Annotated in this window: 18 protein-coding genes; 7 read left to right on the top strand and 11 right to left on the bottom strand. The window is 65.8% G+C overall.

Annotated elements, in window-relative coordinates; all coding sequences use genetic code 11:
* Positions 1-209 precede the first annotated feature (209 nt).
* The gene (locus ACETK3_RS17155) at positions 210-1,445 is read left to right on the top strand and encodes a YihY/virulence factor BrkB family protein (protein WP_236800805.1); all 1,236 of its coding nucleotides are present in this window, start codon (positions 210-212) and stop codon (positions 1,443-1,445) included.
* Positions 1,446-1,794: 349 nt separating this feature from the next.
* Positions 1,795-2,052 carry a hypothetical protein gene (locus ACETK3_RS17150; protein WP_373993254.1) on the top strand — a complete coding sequence of 86 codons (258 nt, stop codon included), beginning with the start codon at positions 1,795-1,797 and terminating at the stop codon, positions 2,050-2,052.
* A gap of 110 nt (positions 2,053-2,162) precedes the next feature.
* Here the strand turns inward: ACETK3_RS17150 and ACETK3_RS17145 are convergent, their stop codons facing one another.
* From ACETK3_RS17145 to ACETK3_RS17125, 5 genes are all read right to left on the bottom strand, one after another.
* A complete protein-coding gene (locus ACETK3_RS17145) occupies positions 2,163-2,957 on the bottom strand; it encodes a glycosyltransferase family 2 protein (protein WP_373993253.1) in 795 nt (264 codons plus the stop codon).
* Complete coding sequence (locus ACETK3_RS17140) at positions 2,954-4,333, bottom strand: PIG-L family deacetylase (RefSeq protein WP_373993252.1); 1,380 nt, start codon at positions 4,331-4,333, stop codon at positions 2,954-2,956. Before ACETK3_RS17140 ends, ACETK3_RS17145 begins: the two co-directional genes overlap by 4 nt.
* Entirely contained in the window at positions 4,327-5,415 is a 1,089-nt protein-coding gene (locus ACETK3_RS17135) for a hypothetical protein (RefSeq protein ID WP_373993251.1), read from the bottom strand. The genes ACETK3_RS17140 and ACETK3_RS17135 overlap by 7 nt, the downstream gene beginning before the upstream one ends.
* A gap of 62 nt (positions 5,416-5,477) precedes the next feature.
* Entirely contained in the window at positions 5,478-6,161 is a 684-nt protein-coding gene (locus ACETK3_RS17130) for an O-methyltransferase (protein WP_236800801.1), read from the bottom strand.
* Positions 6,162-6,222: 61 nt separating this feature from the next.
* A complete protein-coding gene (locus ACETK3_RS17125; protein ID WP_142131381.1) occupies positions 6,223-6,546 on the bottom strand; it encodes a thiamine-binding protein in 324 nt (107 codons plus the stop codon).
* A gap of 122 nt (positions 6,547-6,668) precedes the next feature.
* Between ACETK3_RS17125 and ACETK3_RS17120 the strand changes: the two genes are divergently transcribed.
* The 3 genes from ACETK3_RS17120 to ACETK3_RS17110 all read left to right on the top strand — a co-directional run bounded on the left by ACETK3_RS17120 (position 6,669) and on the right by ACETK3_RS17110 (position 8,138).
* Positions 6,669-7,292, top strand: coding sequence for a TetR/AcrR family transcriptional regulator (locus tag ACETK3_RS17120; RefSeq protein WP_236800799.1), 624 nt, complete (start codon positions 6,669-6,671; stop codon positions 7,290-7,292).
* Positions 7,293-7,473: 181 nt separating this feature from the next.
* The gene (locus ACETK3_RS17115) at positions 7,474-7,698 is read left to right on the top strand and encodes a hypothetical protein (protein WP_236800798.1); all 225 of its coding nucleotides are present in this window, start codon (positions 7,474-7,476) and stop codon (positions 7,696-7,698) included.
* Positions 7,699-7,769: 71 nt separating this feature from the next.
* On the top strand, positions 7,770-8,138 hold the full coding sequence (locus ACETK3_RS17110; RefSeq protein WP_373993250.1) for a hypothetical protein: 369 nt from the start codon (positions 7,770-7,772) through the stop codon (positions 8,136-8,138).
* Between the two features lie 95 nt (positions 8,139-8,233).
* Here the strand turns inward: ACETK3_RS17110 and ACETK3_RS17105 are convergent, their stop codons facing one another.
* From ACETK3_RS17105 to ACETK3_RS17080, 6 genes are all read right to left on the bottom strand, one after another.
* The gene (locus ACETK3_RS17105; RefSeq protein ID WP_237429688.1) at positions 8,234-8,491 is read right to left on the bottom strand and encodes a hypothetical protein; all 258 of its coding nucleotides are present in this window, start codon (positions 8,489-8,491) and stop codon (positions 8,234-8,236) included.
* Between the two features lie 113 nt (positions 8,492-8,604).
* Entirely contained in the window at positions 8,605-8,916 is a 312-nt protein-coding gene (locus tag ACETK3_RS17100) for an AzlD domain-containing protein (RefSeq protein WP_237429687.1), read from the bottom strand.
* Positions 8,913-9,701, bottom strand: coding sequence for an AzlC family ABC transporter permease (locus ACETK3_RS17095; RefSeq protein WP_236800794.1), 789 nt, complete (start codon positions 9,699-9,701; stop codon positions 8,913-8,915). The genes ACETK3_RS17100 and ACETK3_RS17095 overlap by 4 nt, the downstream gene beginning before the upstream one ends.
* A complete protein-coding gene (locus ACETK3_RS17090) occupies positions 9,698-10,174 on the bottom strand; it encodes a hypothetical protein (RefSeq protein ID WP_373993255.1) in 477 nt (158 codons plus the stop codon). Before ACETK3_RS17090 ends, ACETK3_RS17095 begins: the two co-directional genes overlap by 4 nt.
* Positions 10,175-10,420: 246 nt before the next feature.
* Positions 10,421-11,764, bottom strand: coding sequence for a CoA transferase (locus ACETK3_RS17085; protein ID WP_373993249.1), 1,344 nt, complete (start codon positions 11,762-11,764; stop codon positions 10,421-10,423).
* Between the two features lie 8 nt (positions 11,765-11,772).
* Positions 11,773-12,672: a glycerophosphodiester phosphodiesterase family protein gene (locus ACETK3_RS17080; RefSeq protein WP_236800792.1), complete on the bottom strand. Its 900-nt coding sequence runs from the start codon at positions 12,670-12,672 to the stop codon at positions 11,773-11,775.
* A gap of 133 nt (positions 12,673-12,805) precedes the next feature.
* Here ACETK3_RS17080 and ACETK3_RS17075 point away from each other — a divergent pair, with 133 nt between their 5' ends.
* Positions 12,806-14,083, top strand: a complete 1,278-nt coding sequence (locus ACETK3_RS17075) for a DUF445 domain-containing protein (protein WP_373462149.1) — start codon at positions 12,806-12,808, stop codon at positions 14,081-14,083.
* Positions 14,084-14,290: 207 nt separating this feature from the next.
* Positions 14,291-16,009: an HNH endonuclease gene (locus tag ACETK3_RS17070; protein WP_373993248.1), complete on the top strand. Its 1,719-nt coding sequence runs from the start codon at positions 14,291-14,293 to the stop codon at positions 16,007-16,009.
* The last annotated feature ends 59 nt before the right edge of the window (positions 16,010-16,068 follow it).

Raw genomic sequence — 16,068 nt, 5'->3', positions numbered from 1 at the left:
ACCGCCACCGACGCCGCCCAAAACGTCAAAACCGAAGGCCAACAAGCCGCCACCGACGTCAAAGACCGCGCCACAGACGCCAAAGACAACGTCCAAAACACCTAGCCCGCCTGGCTAGGCACCGCAAAGGCAATAGCCCTGTCCAACAGGCCGGCACCGTTTCCCGGGGTCGGCCTGTTGGCTTCGCCCCCTGATTGAGAGGACGCCCCATGGCCACTCACGACGATTCCGAGACCAGTACCGCGAAGGCGGCCCAGGCTCCGGCACCCGACGACGCAAGGAAGCCCGACAGTCCCAGGGATCTCTACAAGCCGTCCTGGAAGTACATCGCTAAGAAGACCTTGCGCGAGTTCAGCAAGGACCAGTGCCCGGACCTGGCTGCGGGTTTGACGTACTACGCGGTCCTTTCCCTGTTTCCCGCCCTGCTGGCGCTGGTCTCCCTCCTTGGCCTTTTTGGTGATCCCCAGAAGACCACCAATGCCCTGCTTGAGATCGTGCGCGGCTTCGCTCCGGCAGAGACGGTCAGCACGATCAGCGGCCCCATTACTGAACTGACGAGCGCGCCGGCGGCCGGGTTCACCCTGGTGATCGGCATTGTCACCGCCCTTTGGTCCGCTTCAGGCTACGTGGGTGGTTTTGGCCGGGCCATGAACCGGATCTACGAGGTGGATGAAGGCCGGCCGTTCGTTAAGCTTCGCGGCACGATGCTTGCCGTCACCCTCCTCGCCGTGGTCATCGTGGCGCTTCTTGCCGGCATGCTGGTCCTCAGCGGCCCGGTTTCCGAGGCGGTGGGCGGACTGATCGGCCTCAGCGGCGCCTTCCTCGCCGTCTGGAACATCGCCAAGTGGCCGGTGATGGTCATCCTGATCATCGCCATCATTGCGGTCCTCTACTACGCCACCCCCAACGTCAAGCAGCCCAAGTTCCGCTGGATGAGCATGGGCTCGGCCATCGCCCTGGTGATCTTCCTGGTCGCCTCGCTGGCTTTCGGCTTCTACGTTGGCAACTTTGGAAACTACAACAAGACCTATGGAGCCCTGGGCAGCGTGATCATCATGCTCCTGTGGCTCTGGATCCTGAACATGTCGCTGCTGTTCGGCGCAGAGTTTGACGCCGAGGTGGAGCGGGGACGCGAACTCCAGGCCGGCATCAAGGCGGAGGAGACCATCCAGCTGCCGCCACGCGACACCAAGAAGAGCGAAAAGCTGCAGCAGCAGATCGAGGATGACATCAAGCACGGCCGTGACCTGCGGGAGAAGTACGCCGCCGAGAACGGCCAGCAGGGCCAGAACGGTTCCGATGGGGACCAGGACGGACAGTCCGATGGCGACGGGCAGAACGGCCAACGGCCCGGGGAGAGCCACCGCGACAGGATCCGCGAGAAGGTGCAGCACCGTGCCGGCAACACAGGGTCCGACGGCGGCCCAAGGGGCGGAAGCGCCTAGGAGGACAGGTGTACGCCCCGGCTAAAGGGGCCAACAGAGGGACTAGGCAGGACCTTCAGGATGGAGGAAAATTCATCTTGGAGGTCCTGTTCAGTTTCCCGGGTTGCACCGAATCCGGGGCGAAGCGGGGTCGGCGGTGAGATGGCCTCTTCTGAGACCGAGGCCAGTCCCCCCAGTCGCCGTCGGCCCCCTCAAACTCCCATGGCTTGAGGCCGCAATGGACAGGTTCGACTGGACAAATCGCAGCGAGCTGCAATACTTTCTTGAATACCTCGCCGGGATCCTCTGGATACCGGCAGGTCCGCTGAAGCAGACGGCGGCATCTCGGTCAACCCTTAAATGAGCGGACATGCCTGCTACCCATTTTGAACAGTTTCTTGCCGAAGCAGTTGTCCCCGATAAGGAGCCCGGCCTGGGCCTGGGACGCGACGAGCTATACGGCCTTTATACCAGTTGGTGCCTCCTGCAGAAGGTTGAACTCCATGAGCCGGCCGCCCTTTGGGAGGCCATGCACGAAGCCGGTATCAACCCCGACAGCAACAACCTTTCCATGACCGGGCCAGCCGCGGCTGACTACATCGTTTCCAGCGCTCCCGATTTGGTCTAAACCGGGGATGACGATTCAGTCGTGAGATTGACTTTTTGACCGCAAAAGGGCTGTTGCCTAAAGGCAACAGCCCTTTTGCGTGCCCCGATCCGGGCTTCCTGTGGCAAGGGCTACGATCGGGCCAACGACAAAAGATAGGCGGCAAAACCCTTGGGCGCCCGTCCGGAGATCCGTCCAGACGTAAGAATGCGCGTCGTATCTGTAGCAGTAATGCCGGCGCCGCTGGCACGGAGCCGGTTCACCAAGCCGCGGTCTTCATCGAATGCGACACCGGGGAACCCGCCCGCGGCGAGGTAGGACGAGGCGCGAACCCCGAGGTTGGCCCCATACACGTGCGGATGGTCCTCCCCATGGTCATGCCGTGCACGCCACCGGGCAATGAGTTCGTGGGGCATACCGTGCGGGTCCGGGTGCACAGTGCCAAGGACAGCGTCGCTTCCGGCTGCGGCCAGTTCCAGCTGCCGGACCAGCCAGTGCCCGGGCACCGACGAATCGGCGTCGGTGTTCGCCACCCAAACCCGCTGCATCGGATCACCCGCAGCCGCCTGGCCGTCGTGGGAACGGGCACGCAGTCTCTTCAGCGCTGCGTTGACGCCGGCCTGCCGGCTCTTTCCGACACTGCCAAAGCTGACGGGCAGGATCCGGAATCGGGTGTCGGCTTCCGCCATTGCCGCGGCTATGGAAGGTGACCGGTCTGTGCAGCTGTCCAGGACAATCATCACCTGCACCTCAACACCTGGACGTTGGGATCCAAGCAGGTCTGCGGCGCAGCCCACGGCGGCAAGCGCGGGCCGGAGGTGTTGCTCCTCGTTGTGCACCGGAATTACCACTGCCACCTGCTGGATGCTGCGTGGATTGAAGCCTACGGAAGCCGCTTCATCCCCCACCGGGGGCGACAACGTCATGCCGGTGCCTTCTGTCCGGGGGCAATCAAGACTTCCAGCACAAAGTCGCGTTCCTGGTAGAGCCCTGCCGTTCGCCAGCCCAACCTCTGCCGGGCCAGCAAATGGACTGTGTCGCCGTCGAGTTCCCAGCCGCTGATCGGGTGCCGCCAATGGCACAGGAGCAGGGTTCCCCCCGGTTTCAGGGACGACTCCACCCGGTCCCACAGTGCGGCGAGCTCCCCAGGCGCCAGGTAGTAGCCCACTTCGGAAACCACCACCAGGTCGTAGTTACCCTTCGGCCAGTCGCCCGGGAGGATGCGCTGTTCCACACGGACACCGGGGCTGCCCTCCAGCAACTGCCCGGCTTGCCGCACCGCGGACCCACTGGCGTCCACGGCCAGCAGGTTGCGGCACCGGGCGGCCAGCTCGGCCGTAAGGGTTCCGATGGAACACCCCACTTCCAGGCCGTTTTCGTAGGAAGCATCGGGAAGTGCGGCAAGGGTGAGTGCCCGTTTGCGGCGCTCGTACCAGCTTCGGGTGTAGTTCCACGGATCTGTGGAGCCGTCGTGGACCCTGTCAAAGACCACCTCGGCATCACTGCTGGAGTGCATCTGTTCCGAGGTATTTACCGGGGGTGTCCAGGCAAACACCTCGAAGCTGCGCGAGAAGTGCTGCAGGAATTCTTTGCTGAGCAGTGTTTCGTCCCCGCGCAGCGGTGATAGCGGCCGCACCTGTGTTGTGTGCTCAGCCATGGCCCGCCCTTTGGCTTGGCGAGCGGATTCGGCCAGGTGGTACCGGGCCCAGCCTCGCCACTCCTGGTCCTGGGTGGTCGCCCAATGCCAGAACCAGATGGGATATTCCAGCAGCGCGTGCCCATCCTCCCGGGCTACCTCCGCGGCCACCGCGCCTACCGCGTCATGGTCCCCGTGCCCGTCTGCCCGGTACGGCGCAACGAGGACCAACGGTTGGGCTGCACCGCGCAGCCGCCGCGCAGAGTCGCGGACAGCGCGGGCGATCGTTTCTGACTGCCCGGCAAGCCCGCGGTCCGGCAGGTCGAGGAACGTCCAGTGATCCTTCAACCCGAGGACTGTGAGGGCTTGTGAAAACTCAGCCAGCCGGACCTGCGCCAGCTGTTCGGGAGTGGTGGTGGGCGAATCCGGGTGTGACCCCTCCCCCGCGGTGCAGAGCAGGACTTCCACCTTGGCCCCCAATGCCACCAGCGAGGCCATGAACCCTCCGGCGCCGAGTGTCTCGTCGTCGGGATGTGCCGCGAGCACGATAAAGCGCATGGCCGCCAACTCAGTGGGATCAAGCGGCAGCTCTGGCATTGCGGACAGGCCGCTGGCAGCCCAGGCGGCCTCGCTGGTTCCTGCGTCTGTGTGCGAAAAGATCACCACGGGCAGTCTCCCTTGAGCGTGAGCCGCCCCAGCTGGGCGTCATCGCGTGCGCCATGATGCTGGCGTACGTAGAGTGCCAGGTCCGCCATTCTCTTGGCATACGGTTCGTCGAAGGCGAGCGGGCCTGGACCCCGGTTGGAGCCCACCAGGGTGAGGACACGTTCGACGGCGGCGGCTACAGTTCCACGGACCCGCTGGGCCTCGCTCCACGTGCTTTGGTTTGCCCCGCCACCGAGGGTCCCGTCATCCAAGCGGGCGGCAGTCCAGGCCAGATACTGCAGCGCGGCAGTAAGGGTGCGGTCAACCTCCCCAAGTGCGGCGAGCGCCACCTGGTCAGGTTCCCGGCCCGTGCCGGAACCCGCCTGCAGGCTGTCACGGTAGTCCCGCGCCACTCCTACTGCGCCGCCCAACCAACAGGCTGCGACTCCCATCCCGCCCCACGCGAAGCCCGGGCGACTGTGGTACCAGCCGGTTCCACCTAAAGGGAAGGCCGGGACCTGCTCGAAGCGGACACTTCCACTCGGTATCTCCCGCAACCCGCGCGCAATCCACTGCGGTTGCTCGCACGCCACCCCGGGGTGGCGAAGGCTGACCGCAAAAGCCGCCCGGCCGCCGTCGTCCGTGTGGGCTGTGACGACGGCGCGGTCCAGGTGCGCTGCAAGTGAACACCAGGGCTTGGACCCGGTGAGGACCGCACCGGTGCCGGCGGGGAGCGCCTCAAGCTTGGCGCCGGGGGCTTCCGCGGCGAACACACCCCAGGCTTCGTCTTGGGAACCCTCCGGCCCGGGCCCAAAATCAGGGTACGGCTGTCCGGCTTGGGCGAGAATCGCCGTGGCATCGAGGTGCGGCTCGAACACGCGCGCGGCGGCCACATCAATGGCAGCCACCGAGGCAAGGAGTTCCCACAGCACCGCAGTCCGCCCTCCCCCGGGCTGCGGCCAAGTCCGGCCGGCCTGAACAGCCAGCGACAGCAGGCCAGGGATGTCACCTACGGCAGCAGCGACGGAATCGAGGGTCGAAATCCAGGGGGACAGATCGGCGGGGGTGGAGCTAAGGAGCACAGGGGTAGGTGCCGCGCGCAAGAATTTCCTCCATTAAAGATGGCCGGCAGGGCGCCGGTCTCATCTCCACAGCTTACTTACTGTTATTGCGGAAGAATGCGGGCCAGCGCGAAGCCATCCCAACCTTTTGACCCCACGGTCTGGATAACAGTGGCATCCAACCGTGGATGGTCCCCGAGCATCTTGAGCGCATCGATGATGCCCGGCGCATTCACGGGATCGATGTCCGGGTCCAGGACAGCCCCTTCCCAGATGGTGTTGTCCAGGACCACCACCGCACCCGGCCTTCCGAGCTTCACCGCCCAGTCAAGATAGCGGCTGTTGTTCTGCTTGTCGGCGTCAATGAAGATGAAGTCGAACGGCTCCCGCTCCTCTTCCTCGAGGGCAGCGAGCGTCTCCAGCGCAGGACCCAACCGGATCTCCACCCTTTCACCCAGACCGGCGGCATCGATATTCGCCCACGCCACCTCCGCGTGCTGGGGCAGGTACTCGCAGGTGACCAATGTGCCGCTGCGCGGAAGTCCCCGGCCCATCCAGATGGTGCTGTAGCCAGCCAGCGTTCCGATTTCCAGGATCCGGTGCGCGCCGGACAGCTGGACCAGGAGTTTCAGGAGCTTCCCGGCGTTCGGGGCCACCTCAATGGCCGGCATTCCCGCTTCCGCAGCCGTCCGGATGGCCTGCTGGGCCGCGGCGTCCGGATGCACTACGGCACTGGACAGAAACTCCTCAGTGGCAACCCACTCCGGCCGGGGCTTGTGCTCGAACATGGGCACAGTTTGGCACGCGGCGCTGCGGGGGGTCCAGATACTTTAGCCCCTCCGGGAAGGCTTAGGGCTCCTGCGCCAGGGCGTTCTCCAGGCGATCCACTTTCGCCGTCAGCTCGCCGCTGTACCCGGGCCTGATGTCTGCCTTGATCACCAGTGAGACGCGGCTGCCGTAGCGGCCCACGGCCTCGGTGGCGCGTTTAACGACGTCGAACACTTCGTCCCACTCGCCCTCAATGGTGGTGAACATGGAATCTGTCTGGTTGGGGAGCCCCGACTCCCGGACGATCTTCACGGCGGCGGCTACGGCGTCGTGCACTGAGGCGTCGTTGGGCCGGGAGCCTTCGCTGGGAACGCCTGACGGAGCTACAGAAAATGCAAGCAACATGCCCCCAGTCTCCCACGCGGCTGCCGGCAACTACTTAGGAAGACGCAGCGGCCCTCCGTCACATAAGCGCCTACCCCGGAGTAACCGTGTCGGGCGCAGGCTCCGTTGCTACCCTTTTGGGCATGAGCCTCGCAGTCGCCCGAAAGCCCCTCCGCGCAGACGCAGCGCGGAACGTGGACAAGATCATCACGGCGGCGCGCCGGTGCTTCCGCGAGTTCGGCCCGGAAGTGCCACTCCAAACCATCGCCACCACCGCCGGCGTTGGCCCGGCAACCCTGTTTCGCAACTTCGCGGACAAGGAGGAACTGGTGCTTGCGGCGCTTAACCGGCAACTCCGGCTCACGGTGGACCCGGTCATGGACGGGGCGCTGGCAGATATCGACGCGGCGGCCGGTCTGCTGCGCGTCCTCGAGGCCCTGATGGCAGCGGCAAGTGACGACGCCAACCTGTTGTGCGCGGTGGCAGGGCGGCGTGAACTCCTCACCGGAATCACGGGATCGCTCATGGATTCCATGGGTGTCTTGCTGGTTCGGGGACAAGGCCAGGGAAGCCTGCGCACGGACATTTCCATGACGGACATGTTCCGGCTGCTGGCCATGCTGATCGGAGTGGTGGACACCATGGAACCCGGTTCGGATGCCTGGCGCCGGCCGCTGGCGCTTGTCGAGGACGCCATCCGCACCGTGCGCCCGTCGCGGCCACTTCCCGTGCTGGTGCCAGTCCCGGCCGCCGCGCCGAGTCTGTAGCGGGCCCGCCCGCAGCAGGCCCGCCCGCTGTTGGCCGAGTTCGTTGTTAGCGCCGATTTCGTTGTTAGCGCCGGGAAGGTGCAATAGACTGCCACTTGGGGTTAGGCAGCCAGCCTCGGTACTTCCAGCGGGAGCGACCCATGCACTCTGTGCCTATCCGCCGTTCGACGGCTGCGCTGCAATGAATCACTCGAAGCTTCTCCACTACCTCACCGATCCCCGCGGGCCGGAGGAAGTCCTTCCTACACTGGAGGCCGGGGAACTCGTCGAACTGCTTGACGCCCTGTACCAGAACCTCGATACCCCCGAGCCTGAGTTCGGCGCGCAGGTCTGGTATGAAATGGGTGTGGAAGAGACGTACCGCAGGGCCGTCTCGCCTGGCGGCACCGCCCACGGAGTCGCTTAGCCAACTGCCGCTCCGGCAGCACCTCGCCGTCGGAGTTATTCCCTACCCTTGTTCGCTTCCTCAGCCCCGCCGTGTTCAGGCTGGCCTGGGCCTTGGTGGTGGGTTTGCGTCTCACGCTGTTCATCACTGTGCTGTTCATGACCGGCGTGTTCATGGCCCGGGTACCCATGTCCTTCATGCCCGTGGTGTTGCTCATGGAACTCGTTGGGAACGTGATCCTTCGCTTCCATCAGGTGTTGCTGGAGTTTTTCTTCGGCATCGCGGCGCCTCCTTGCCGTGTCCCGCAACTCCCGGGTCGACTCCGAACCCCGGGGATCAAGGTAGGCGGCCCGATGCTTTCCCGTCTGCTCCGCCGCCGGCACTCCGGCGCCCTGTTCTTCCCTGGCGTTCCTGCCGGCATCCTCGGTGCCCTGGCCGTCCTGCGGCTCAAGCGGCCGTGACTGTTCGTCCATCTCGATTCCTCCTTTAGTGGCCGCCTGGGTGTGGGCTGCCTCTCTTCCAGTGCACCACACATGGCACCCGGAGGGTGCCTGCGCTAGGCGTTGCCGGGGTCTCCCCGCCTGCGGATTTCCTGATGCACCAGGGCCTGCAGTGTCGGCACGGACGACGCCGGATCGATGTCGAGTGCCTCACGCAGCCTTTGGGAAAGAAATTCAAGGTCCTCTTGCGGAACGTCCGAAAGCCTGGCGAAGCGCCTGAAGAAGCGTTTGGCAGGCAGGCCCGCCCGCCGTCGGGCATTCTTGTGGCGGGGCTTGCCCGCCAAGCCGCCTGCAGGATGCAGCTGATTTTCCATGGTCGCCGTTCATAGGGAATGCCATGGCCAACTGCATAAGCCGATCTCATAGTACAACCGGCACCTTATGGTTGAAGTGACCTGAGTCACTATCCGGCGCGGTTGGTGTGCGGTTAGCTCCAGCCGAGGAACCGCAACAGGGCCGCGGTGCCGGCTCCGGCGATGACCACCACCAGGAAAGGGGCCCGGAGCGCCAAGGCGATTGCGGCTGCGGCAAGCGCGCCGAGCCTCGCGTCGGCAGCAAGGCCCTGGCCTGACACCACCGCGTTCACCACGGTCAGTGACGCGAGCAGTCCTATGGTCATGGTGCCCGCGATGCGTGATGTGCGCGGATCCTCAAGGAATCTGGCCGGCACAAAGTACCCAACGATTTTCCAGGCGTAGGCAAGGGCGCAGGCAATCAGCAACCACATCCACAAGCTCACGAGCCTGCCTCCGGATCCGTGGCTTCGCGGCGCTTCGCTCCCGGGTGCGTGCCGGCAGCGTCCTGGTGATGGCCGGCGTGATGCGTGTAAGGCTCGACGTCGGGCTCCAGGCCTTCGTCGCGGCGGCCATGGCTGAACCACCCCACGAGTGCCGCCACCACGGCGGCAACGAGGATGGGTACGCCCGGCGGCACGAAGGGAACCGCCACGACTGTAGCCACTGCGCACACGGCCGCGATGGCGATGGGCTCCCGGCCCTTGAGCCGGGGCCACAGCAAGGCCAGGAAAGCGGCGACGGCAGCACCGTCGAGTCCCCATTGTTTGGGATCGCCCAACCCGCTGCCGGCGAGCGCACCCACGGCCGTGAAGAGGTTCCACAGCACGTACACACCAATTCCGGCCGTCCAAAAACCGCGGCGCTGCTCCGCAGGGTCCGTCTGGCCCGTGCTGGTCGCCGTGGATTCGTCGATGGTCAGCTGGGCCCCGACGTACTTGCGCCAGCCGGTGGGCCGCAGCAGCGCGTTCAGCTGCATGCCGTAGATGCCGTTGCGCATGCCCAGGAGGGTTGCGGCGCTCATGGCCGCGATGCCCGATCCACCGCCGGCCACAACGCCAATGAAGGCGAACTGCGAGCCACCGCTGAAGAGGAGCAGGCTCAGGGCCATGGCCTGCCAGAAGTTGAGGCCGGACGTCACCGCGAGCGCGCCGAAAGAGATCCCGTACAGGCCGGTGGCAACGCTGATGGAGAGGCCTACCCTGGCCGCCGGCGAGGCCAGCAGCTTCACGCCCGGCCTCCGCGCCGGTTTATGGGCAGGGATTTCCGCAGGCTCCAGGCCCACAGGATCAGGGGTGCCTGCAGCGGCAGCCGCACGGTATGGATCTTCCGACGGCGGGACGTGCCGGCTGGCCCGTACGCCCGCTTGAGGGCGTCCACGTGCCCGGCAAGGAACGCGGTGAACATGGCAGTGAGGGCCGTGGCCGTTAGTTTGCGGATAGGCGGCAGCAGGATTCCGACGGCGGCCGCCAGCTCCAGCAGGCCACTCACTGCGATCCACTCATCCCGGGACAGGAGGGCCAAGGGATGCTGCACCCCGGCGCCCTGGTCCCCGTTGCTTTGGTCCCTGCTGCGATGGTCCCTGTTGCTTTGACTGGCGCCCGGCGCGGCATCCCGGCGGCACAGGTAGTCCGGAACTACCTCTCGGTAGAAGCCGGGATCCCGGAAATGCTTGCTTGCGCTGGCCAGCAGAAGGGCGGCCATGGCAGCGGCGGACAGGTTCTGGACTGTTGAGCCGTGAAGCGACGGGCGCGAAAAGGACGAGCCCGGCGTGGACAAACCGCGCATGGACGGGCTCCGAAATGCGGGGCCGGGCCAGGGAAAAGACATGGAACCACTCAATCACAGCACATGCGGCAGCCAGAAACCGGCGGCTGCCACCTGGCGATGACGGGAGGAAAAGCGCTTGCCCAGCTATCTCACCGGGGCAGCTGTCACACTGGGCACCCTTCATGCCCACGCGAGCGGAGTTCCTCCATACGGCGGTGGCGGGAACGGATAGTCCAGGGGCTGGTCCCCATCCATCAGCGGCGGCCCAACATAGCGGAGTTCGCCGTATGTGCTGTCCCTGGAGCGGTAGTCGGGGGCGGGCAGTTCTGAAGGCAGCTCCGCGTTCCTTCCCAGTGCGAAGAGTTCCTCGGCGGTCCGGGCGAGCGACAGGTGCGCGGCGCCCCCGGTCCCCATCCAACGGCGTCGGCCCAGCAGGTGGATGGCAGCCGCAGCAACGCCGTAGCCTGTGGCGTGGTCCAGCGCCTGGACGGGCAGGGCACCGGGGCGCCACTCGCCGTCGTCATTTTCCTTGCCGTAAACGTGCGCGATTCCGCACGCGGCCTGGACAATGCTGTCGAAACCGCGGAGTCCGCTCCAGGGACCAGCGCTCCCCCAACTGTCCAGGGTGACCACCGCAAGCCGGGGGTACAAGGCCAGCAGTTCCCGGGGGTTGAGCCCAAAGCGGTCCAGGGCGCCATGCCTGTATCCGGCCACCACCACATCCGCAGCCGCCAGGAGTTGCCGCAACTTGTGCTGGATATCCGGCACACTGAGATCTGCCTCGGCGCTGCGCTTGCCGAATGCCGTGTCCACGAACTGGTCTTCAATCTCGGGGAAGGCGGGCGGGTCGATCCGCAGGACATCTGCTCCGAGGACCGCGAGCAGGCGGGTGGCAACGGGCCCCGCGATCACCCGGGTCAGGTCCAGGACCCGCACTCCGTCGAGCGGCGAGCCGTTGTGGGACATGCCGGCGCTGGCCTCGGTGCCGTTCGCGGCAACTGTTGCCGCTGCAGACTCCTCCAACCCCAGGCCGGCCGTTGCACCGTCGGCAAAATCGAAAGCAATCCAAGGGCCCAGTCCCGCTGCCCGCCCCATGTCCGAGTCAAGCCATTCGCTGCGCGTCCTGACAGCCGCGGCTATGCCGCCCTTGCCCTGGACGGCAGCCTCGGCTTCCAGTGCGGCCATGGAGTGGAGTTGCCGCTCCGCCTCCTCAGGCGAGGCTGCGCCCAAGGCCTGCAGCAGCCGCTGCTCATGGTGGGGATAGTTGGCGTGGGTACGGATCCATCCATCGCTGGTGCGATGGAAGCCCGAAAGGGGCGCAAAGCCCTGCGGTTTGCGCCCGGCGATGCGCAGATGGCCGAAGGAGTCGAAAGCCGCCGCGGTGAGGGCCGGTGTGGTTCTAAACCGGCCGGGCGTACCTGCAAACAGGTTGAGGGCGGCCGCCGCGGCCTCAACCGAATGCAGCGCAAGGCCTTCGACATCGAGCGGGCCGGACCACCAGTGGCGCGGCGAATACGCGTCCACTTCAGGCCCTACTTGCCCTGCGGCGAAGCCAGTTTGAGCTGGTCAAGGACACGGCCCGGAACGTTGGTGGTGATCTCCTGGATGCCCAGGTCCTGGCAGAGGGCCACATCTTCCGGCGAGTCCACCGTCCAGACGCGGAAGCGCCGTCCGGACTCCAGCCAGCGGCGGACGGTGGCAGGGCGCTCCCGGACGTAGTCGATGCCGGGGCCGGCCATCCCTACTTCCCGGTCGTCCAGGATCCGTTCGCCCTCCAGTTGGGTCGCCTTCATCAGGTTGGCGATGGCACCGCCGGCAAGAGGTCCAACTCCCAGTCCACCCCGGATCTCGTGAATGGTGAGGTCGTCCACGAGCTGGCAGATGTACTGGGGCGGAACGGAAAGGAGCAGGTGCCGGACGGAATCGGGGCTGAAACTCATGAAGGTCACAGCCACGTTGTCCACGGTGGAGCTTTGCGGGTCCCAGCCCTCGCTGCGGAGCACTTCGAGCACCCGATCCTCCAGTTTGAGCTGGTACGGGCTTGGGTGTTTGAGCTCGATGGCGAGCTTTACGGGACGGCCCGCTCCCCGAAGGATGTCCAGCAGCTCCGGCAAGGTGAGGAGCTGTTCCGAGCGCGCCCCGTACGTGTCGGGGATCCGGACACCCTTCCAGGACGAAAAATCCAGCTGGCGCAGTTCACCAAGGGTCCGTTCTGCCACCGGCCCGGTTCCGTCCGATGTGCGGTCCAGGTTGGCGTCGTGCAGCAGGACCACATGCTGGTCGCGGGTCAGGTGGACGTCGCACTCCACCCCGTCGGCCCCATCTGCCAGGGCCTGCAGGTAGGCTGCGCGCGTGTGTTCGGCATAGGCGCCGCTTGAACCGCGGTGTGCAAAGACCAGCGGCCGCTGCGGCACTGACTCGTCAGTTGTCATGGTCACACGGTAGCCGACCGGCCCCCGCCTTCGGGGCTAGGCTTGGCACATGCAGGTGAACTCTGAGGCAACTACCGGGCCAACCACGCAGGAAGCCCCCACCGAACCCGCGCAGCAGGTGAGGCCGGGCACCATGGCCGCAGGCGCCGTCGTAAGCCGCCAGCTTGGCGCTGGTGACGCCGAAAAGGCGGCAGCGCTGCGGAAGATGAAGCTGCTGGCGGTGAGCCTGCTCATTGCCATGGCGGTGATTTTTGTCTTCGCGTTCGCGCTGCAAAAGGACTATCCATGGCTGCAGTATGTTCGTGCAGCCGCCGAGGGCGGGATGGTGGGTGCGCTGGCCGACTGGTTCGCCGTCACTGCCCTATTCAAGTACCCCATGGGCATCAAGATCCCGCACACCGCCATCATTCCCCGGCGGAAGGACCAGATCGGTGCCTCCCTGGGCGAATTCGTGGAAACCAACTTCCTTTCCGAGCAGGTGGTCCAGGACAAACTGGCCAGCGTCAACATCGCCCGCCGGGCAGGTGAGTGGCTTTCCGCGCCCGGCGGTGCCGACCGGGTGGCCAAGGAGGGCGCAGCGGTGATCCGCGGCGCCTTCAAGGTGTTGAATGACGACGACGTCCAGGCGGTCATCGAGGGCATGGTGCGCAAGCACCTGCTCACGCCGCCGTGGGGACCTCCGGTGGGCAGGCTTGCGGAGCGGATCTTCCACGACGGGCACCACCACACGCTGGTGGACCTGCTGGTGGACCGTGCCGCGGATTGGGTGGACGACAACCATGAAACCGTGACCCGGCTGGTGTCCGACCGCTCCCCCACCTGGGTTCCGCAGTTCGTGGACGGGCTGGTGGGCGACAAGGTCTACCTTGAGATCCTCAAGTTCGTGCGGGCCGTGCAGGCAGATCCCAGGCACCAGGTGCGCCAGTCGATCGACAAGTACCTCAACGACCTCGCGCAGGACCTGCAGCATGACCCGGCAATGATCGCCCGCGCTGAGGACATCAAGGCGCAGGTGCTCGGGGATCCCGAGGTGCGCGAATTGGCGTCCCGGACGTGGGGCACCGTGAAGAACGCGCTGCTGGGTGCCGTGGACGACCCGGACAGCGAGCTCACCATCAAGTTCAAGGCAGCTGTGCGCGATTTTGGTTCGAGGCTGGTGGACGATCCCGAACTGGCAGGGAAGGTCAACGCCTGGATCGGTGACGCCGCGGGCTACCTGGTCCGGACCTACCGCTCGGACATCGCCGGGGTCATCACGGACACCGTGGCGCGTTGGGACGCCGAAGAGACCTCACAGAAGATCGAGCTCCAGGTGGGCAAGGACCTGCAGTTCATCCGCATCAACGGCACCGTGGTGGGGTCTCTTGCGGGCCTGGCAATCTTTACGGTGGCGCAGCTGATTTTTGGGTGACGCGAAGGCCGGGAGCTTTTTCGCGGCGGATAGATACTGCCGCGGCGCACATTCCTATTCGCGGCGGATATTCGGGGTGCGAGAGGGAACCTGACGGCGGAAATACCTACGACGACGGCACGCCGGCTCGGGTGCTCGGGCTTTACCCAGGCGGGTGGGGGCAGCGGCCCAACTCATAATGTCAGACCCTCGATAGATGATTCTTCTATGGGAATCGGCTGTGGTGTCGGGGTGGCTTTGGAGGGTGTTCATGCCTCTGTGGCCGCCCTTGATGCGCTCACTGCCCTTGGTGCGCTGGATGCCATAAGTGCGCTGGAGCGGGAGGATGCGTTCCTGGCCTCCGGGGTTGCTGTTGGTTCGGGCGCTGCTCTCGGTTCCGGCGTTGTTATTGGTCCGGGTGTCGATGTGCTGCAGCGGCGGTACGAGATCCGGCTGGAACGGCTCGAACTGACGGCCCGCCTGGAAGCGCAGCTTGCCGCCATGAAGGCGCGGGATGCAGCCGAGGCGATCGGGTTCCAGCAGGCCATGACTCCCCCTGACGCGTCCATCCAGGACCGCACCTACGCCGAGATGTCCGTGGTGGAAGAGATCGCGGGGGTCCTGACCGTCAGCTCCGCCGCCGCCGGTGCTCTGGTGGAACAGTCCCGGAAGATCTGCTCCCTCCCGCCCGTCTTCCAGGCCCTGTCCACCGGGGCCATGTCCTGGCAGCACGCCCGCATCGTCGCGGACGAAACCGAGGGCCTCGACGCGGCCGGCGCTGCCGCGCTGGTGGCGCACTTCTTCGACCCCGACGCACCCCACCCCGCCCGCGGCGCAGCCCCTGGCGAACTCGTCCCCTCCCGCTTCCGGGCCAAAGTCCGTGCCTGGCGCGAACGCCACCACCCCGAGACACTTCAGAAACGCCACGCCAAAGGGGTGGCGGACCGGCGGATGGAATACACCCCGGACCGGGACGGGATGGCCTGGGTCTCGCTCTACCTCCCCGGCGATACCGCCTGCGCCATCTGGAACCGCACCACCGCCACCGCCCGCGGCCTCCAGGGCCCCAACGAACCACGCACCATCACCCAACTCCGCCCCGACATCGCAGCATCCCTGCTCCTCAGCAATGGCGCCTCCACGAGCGCGGGTTCCCGGCCCGGCACGGAGATCGACAAGGTCCCCACCCCGCGGGCCGACGTCCTGGTCACGGTGCCGGTGTTCTCCCTGCTCGGACTCACGGATGAGCCCGCCATGCTCGACGGGCTCGGACCCATCCCGGCATCCACGGCCCGCAAACTCGTCGCCGACGGCGCGGACTCCTTCTACCGCGTCCTGGTCGACCCGAGCGACGGGGCACCCTTGGAGATCGGCCGGAAGAACTACCGGCTCACCGAAACCATCAAACGCTGGATCAGGATGCGCGACGGCAAATGCACCTTCCCCGGCTGCACCAACCGCACCCCGGACAACGAAACCGACCACCTCCAGGCCTGGGAATACGGCGGAACCACCGGCACCAGCAACCTGGCACAACTCTGCCCCAAACACCACCGGCTCAAACACCACACCCAATGGACACCAGACCCGGCCACCAACAACGAATCACCCGGCTGGACCTCACCCACCGGCCGCCACTACAAACCCGAACACCCCCACCCAGAACCCACACACTGGCCGCAATGGCTGATGCCCACCGAACTGCAGTCCTCGGACATCCCGGGCCTCGACGCCAGATGTAAGGACGCCAGATGTACGAACGCCAATTGTCAGGATGCCTGGTGTATCGATGTCCCCTGTATCAATATCCGCTGTCTCGAGGCGGGGCCCGAAGACCTCCCGCTATGCGAACCAGACGATGACAACTTCATAGACGCCGATGACCTGTCGCCGGACGATCCCCTCTGGGCCGAGCTCCTCGCAACCCCGCTCATACCATCCGGATGACGTAATTCAAGGGTTCGGGCAACAGTCCATGGGGCTGGAGCAATGTATGAACGGTTCGG

The organism is Arthrobacter sp. E44, from assembly GCF_041877125.1.
Classification (GTDB): Bacteria; Actinomycetota; Actinomycetes; order Actinomycetales; family Micrococcaceae; genus Arthrobacter.
This window is presented reverse-complemented; position numbering and strand designations above follow the sequence as displayed.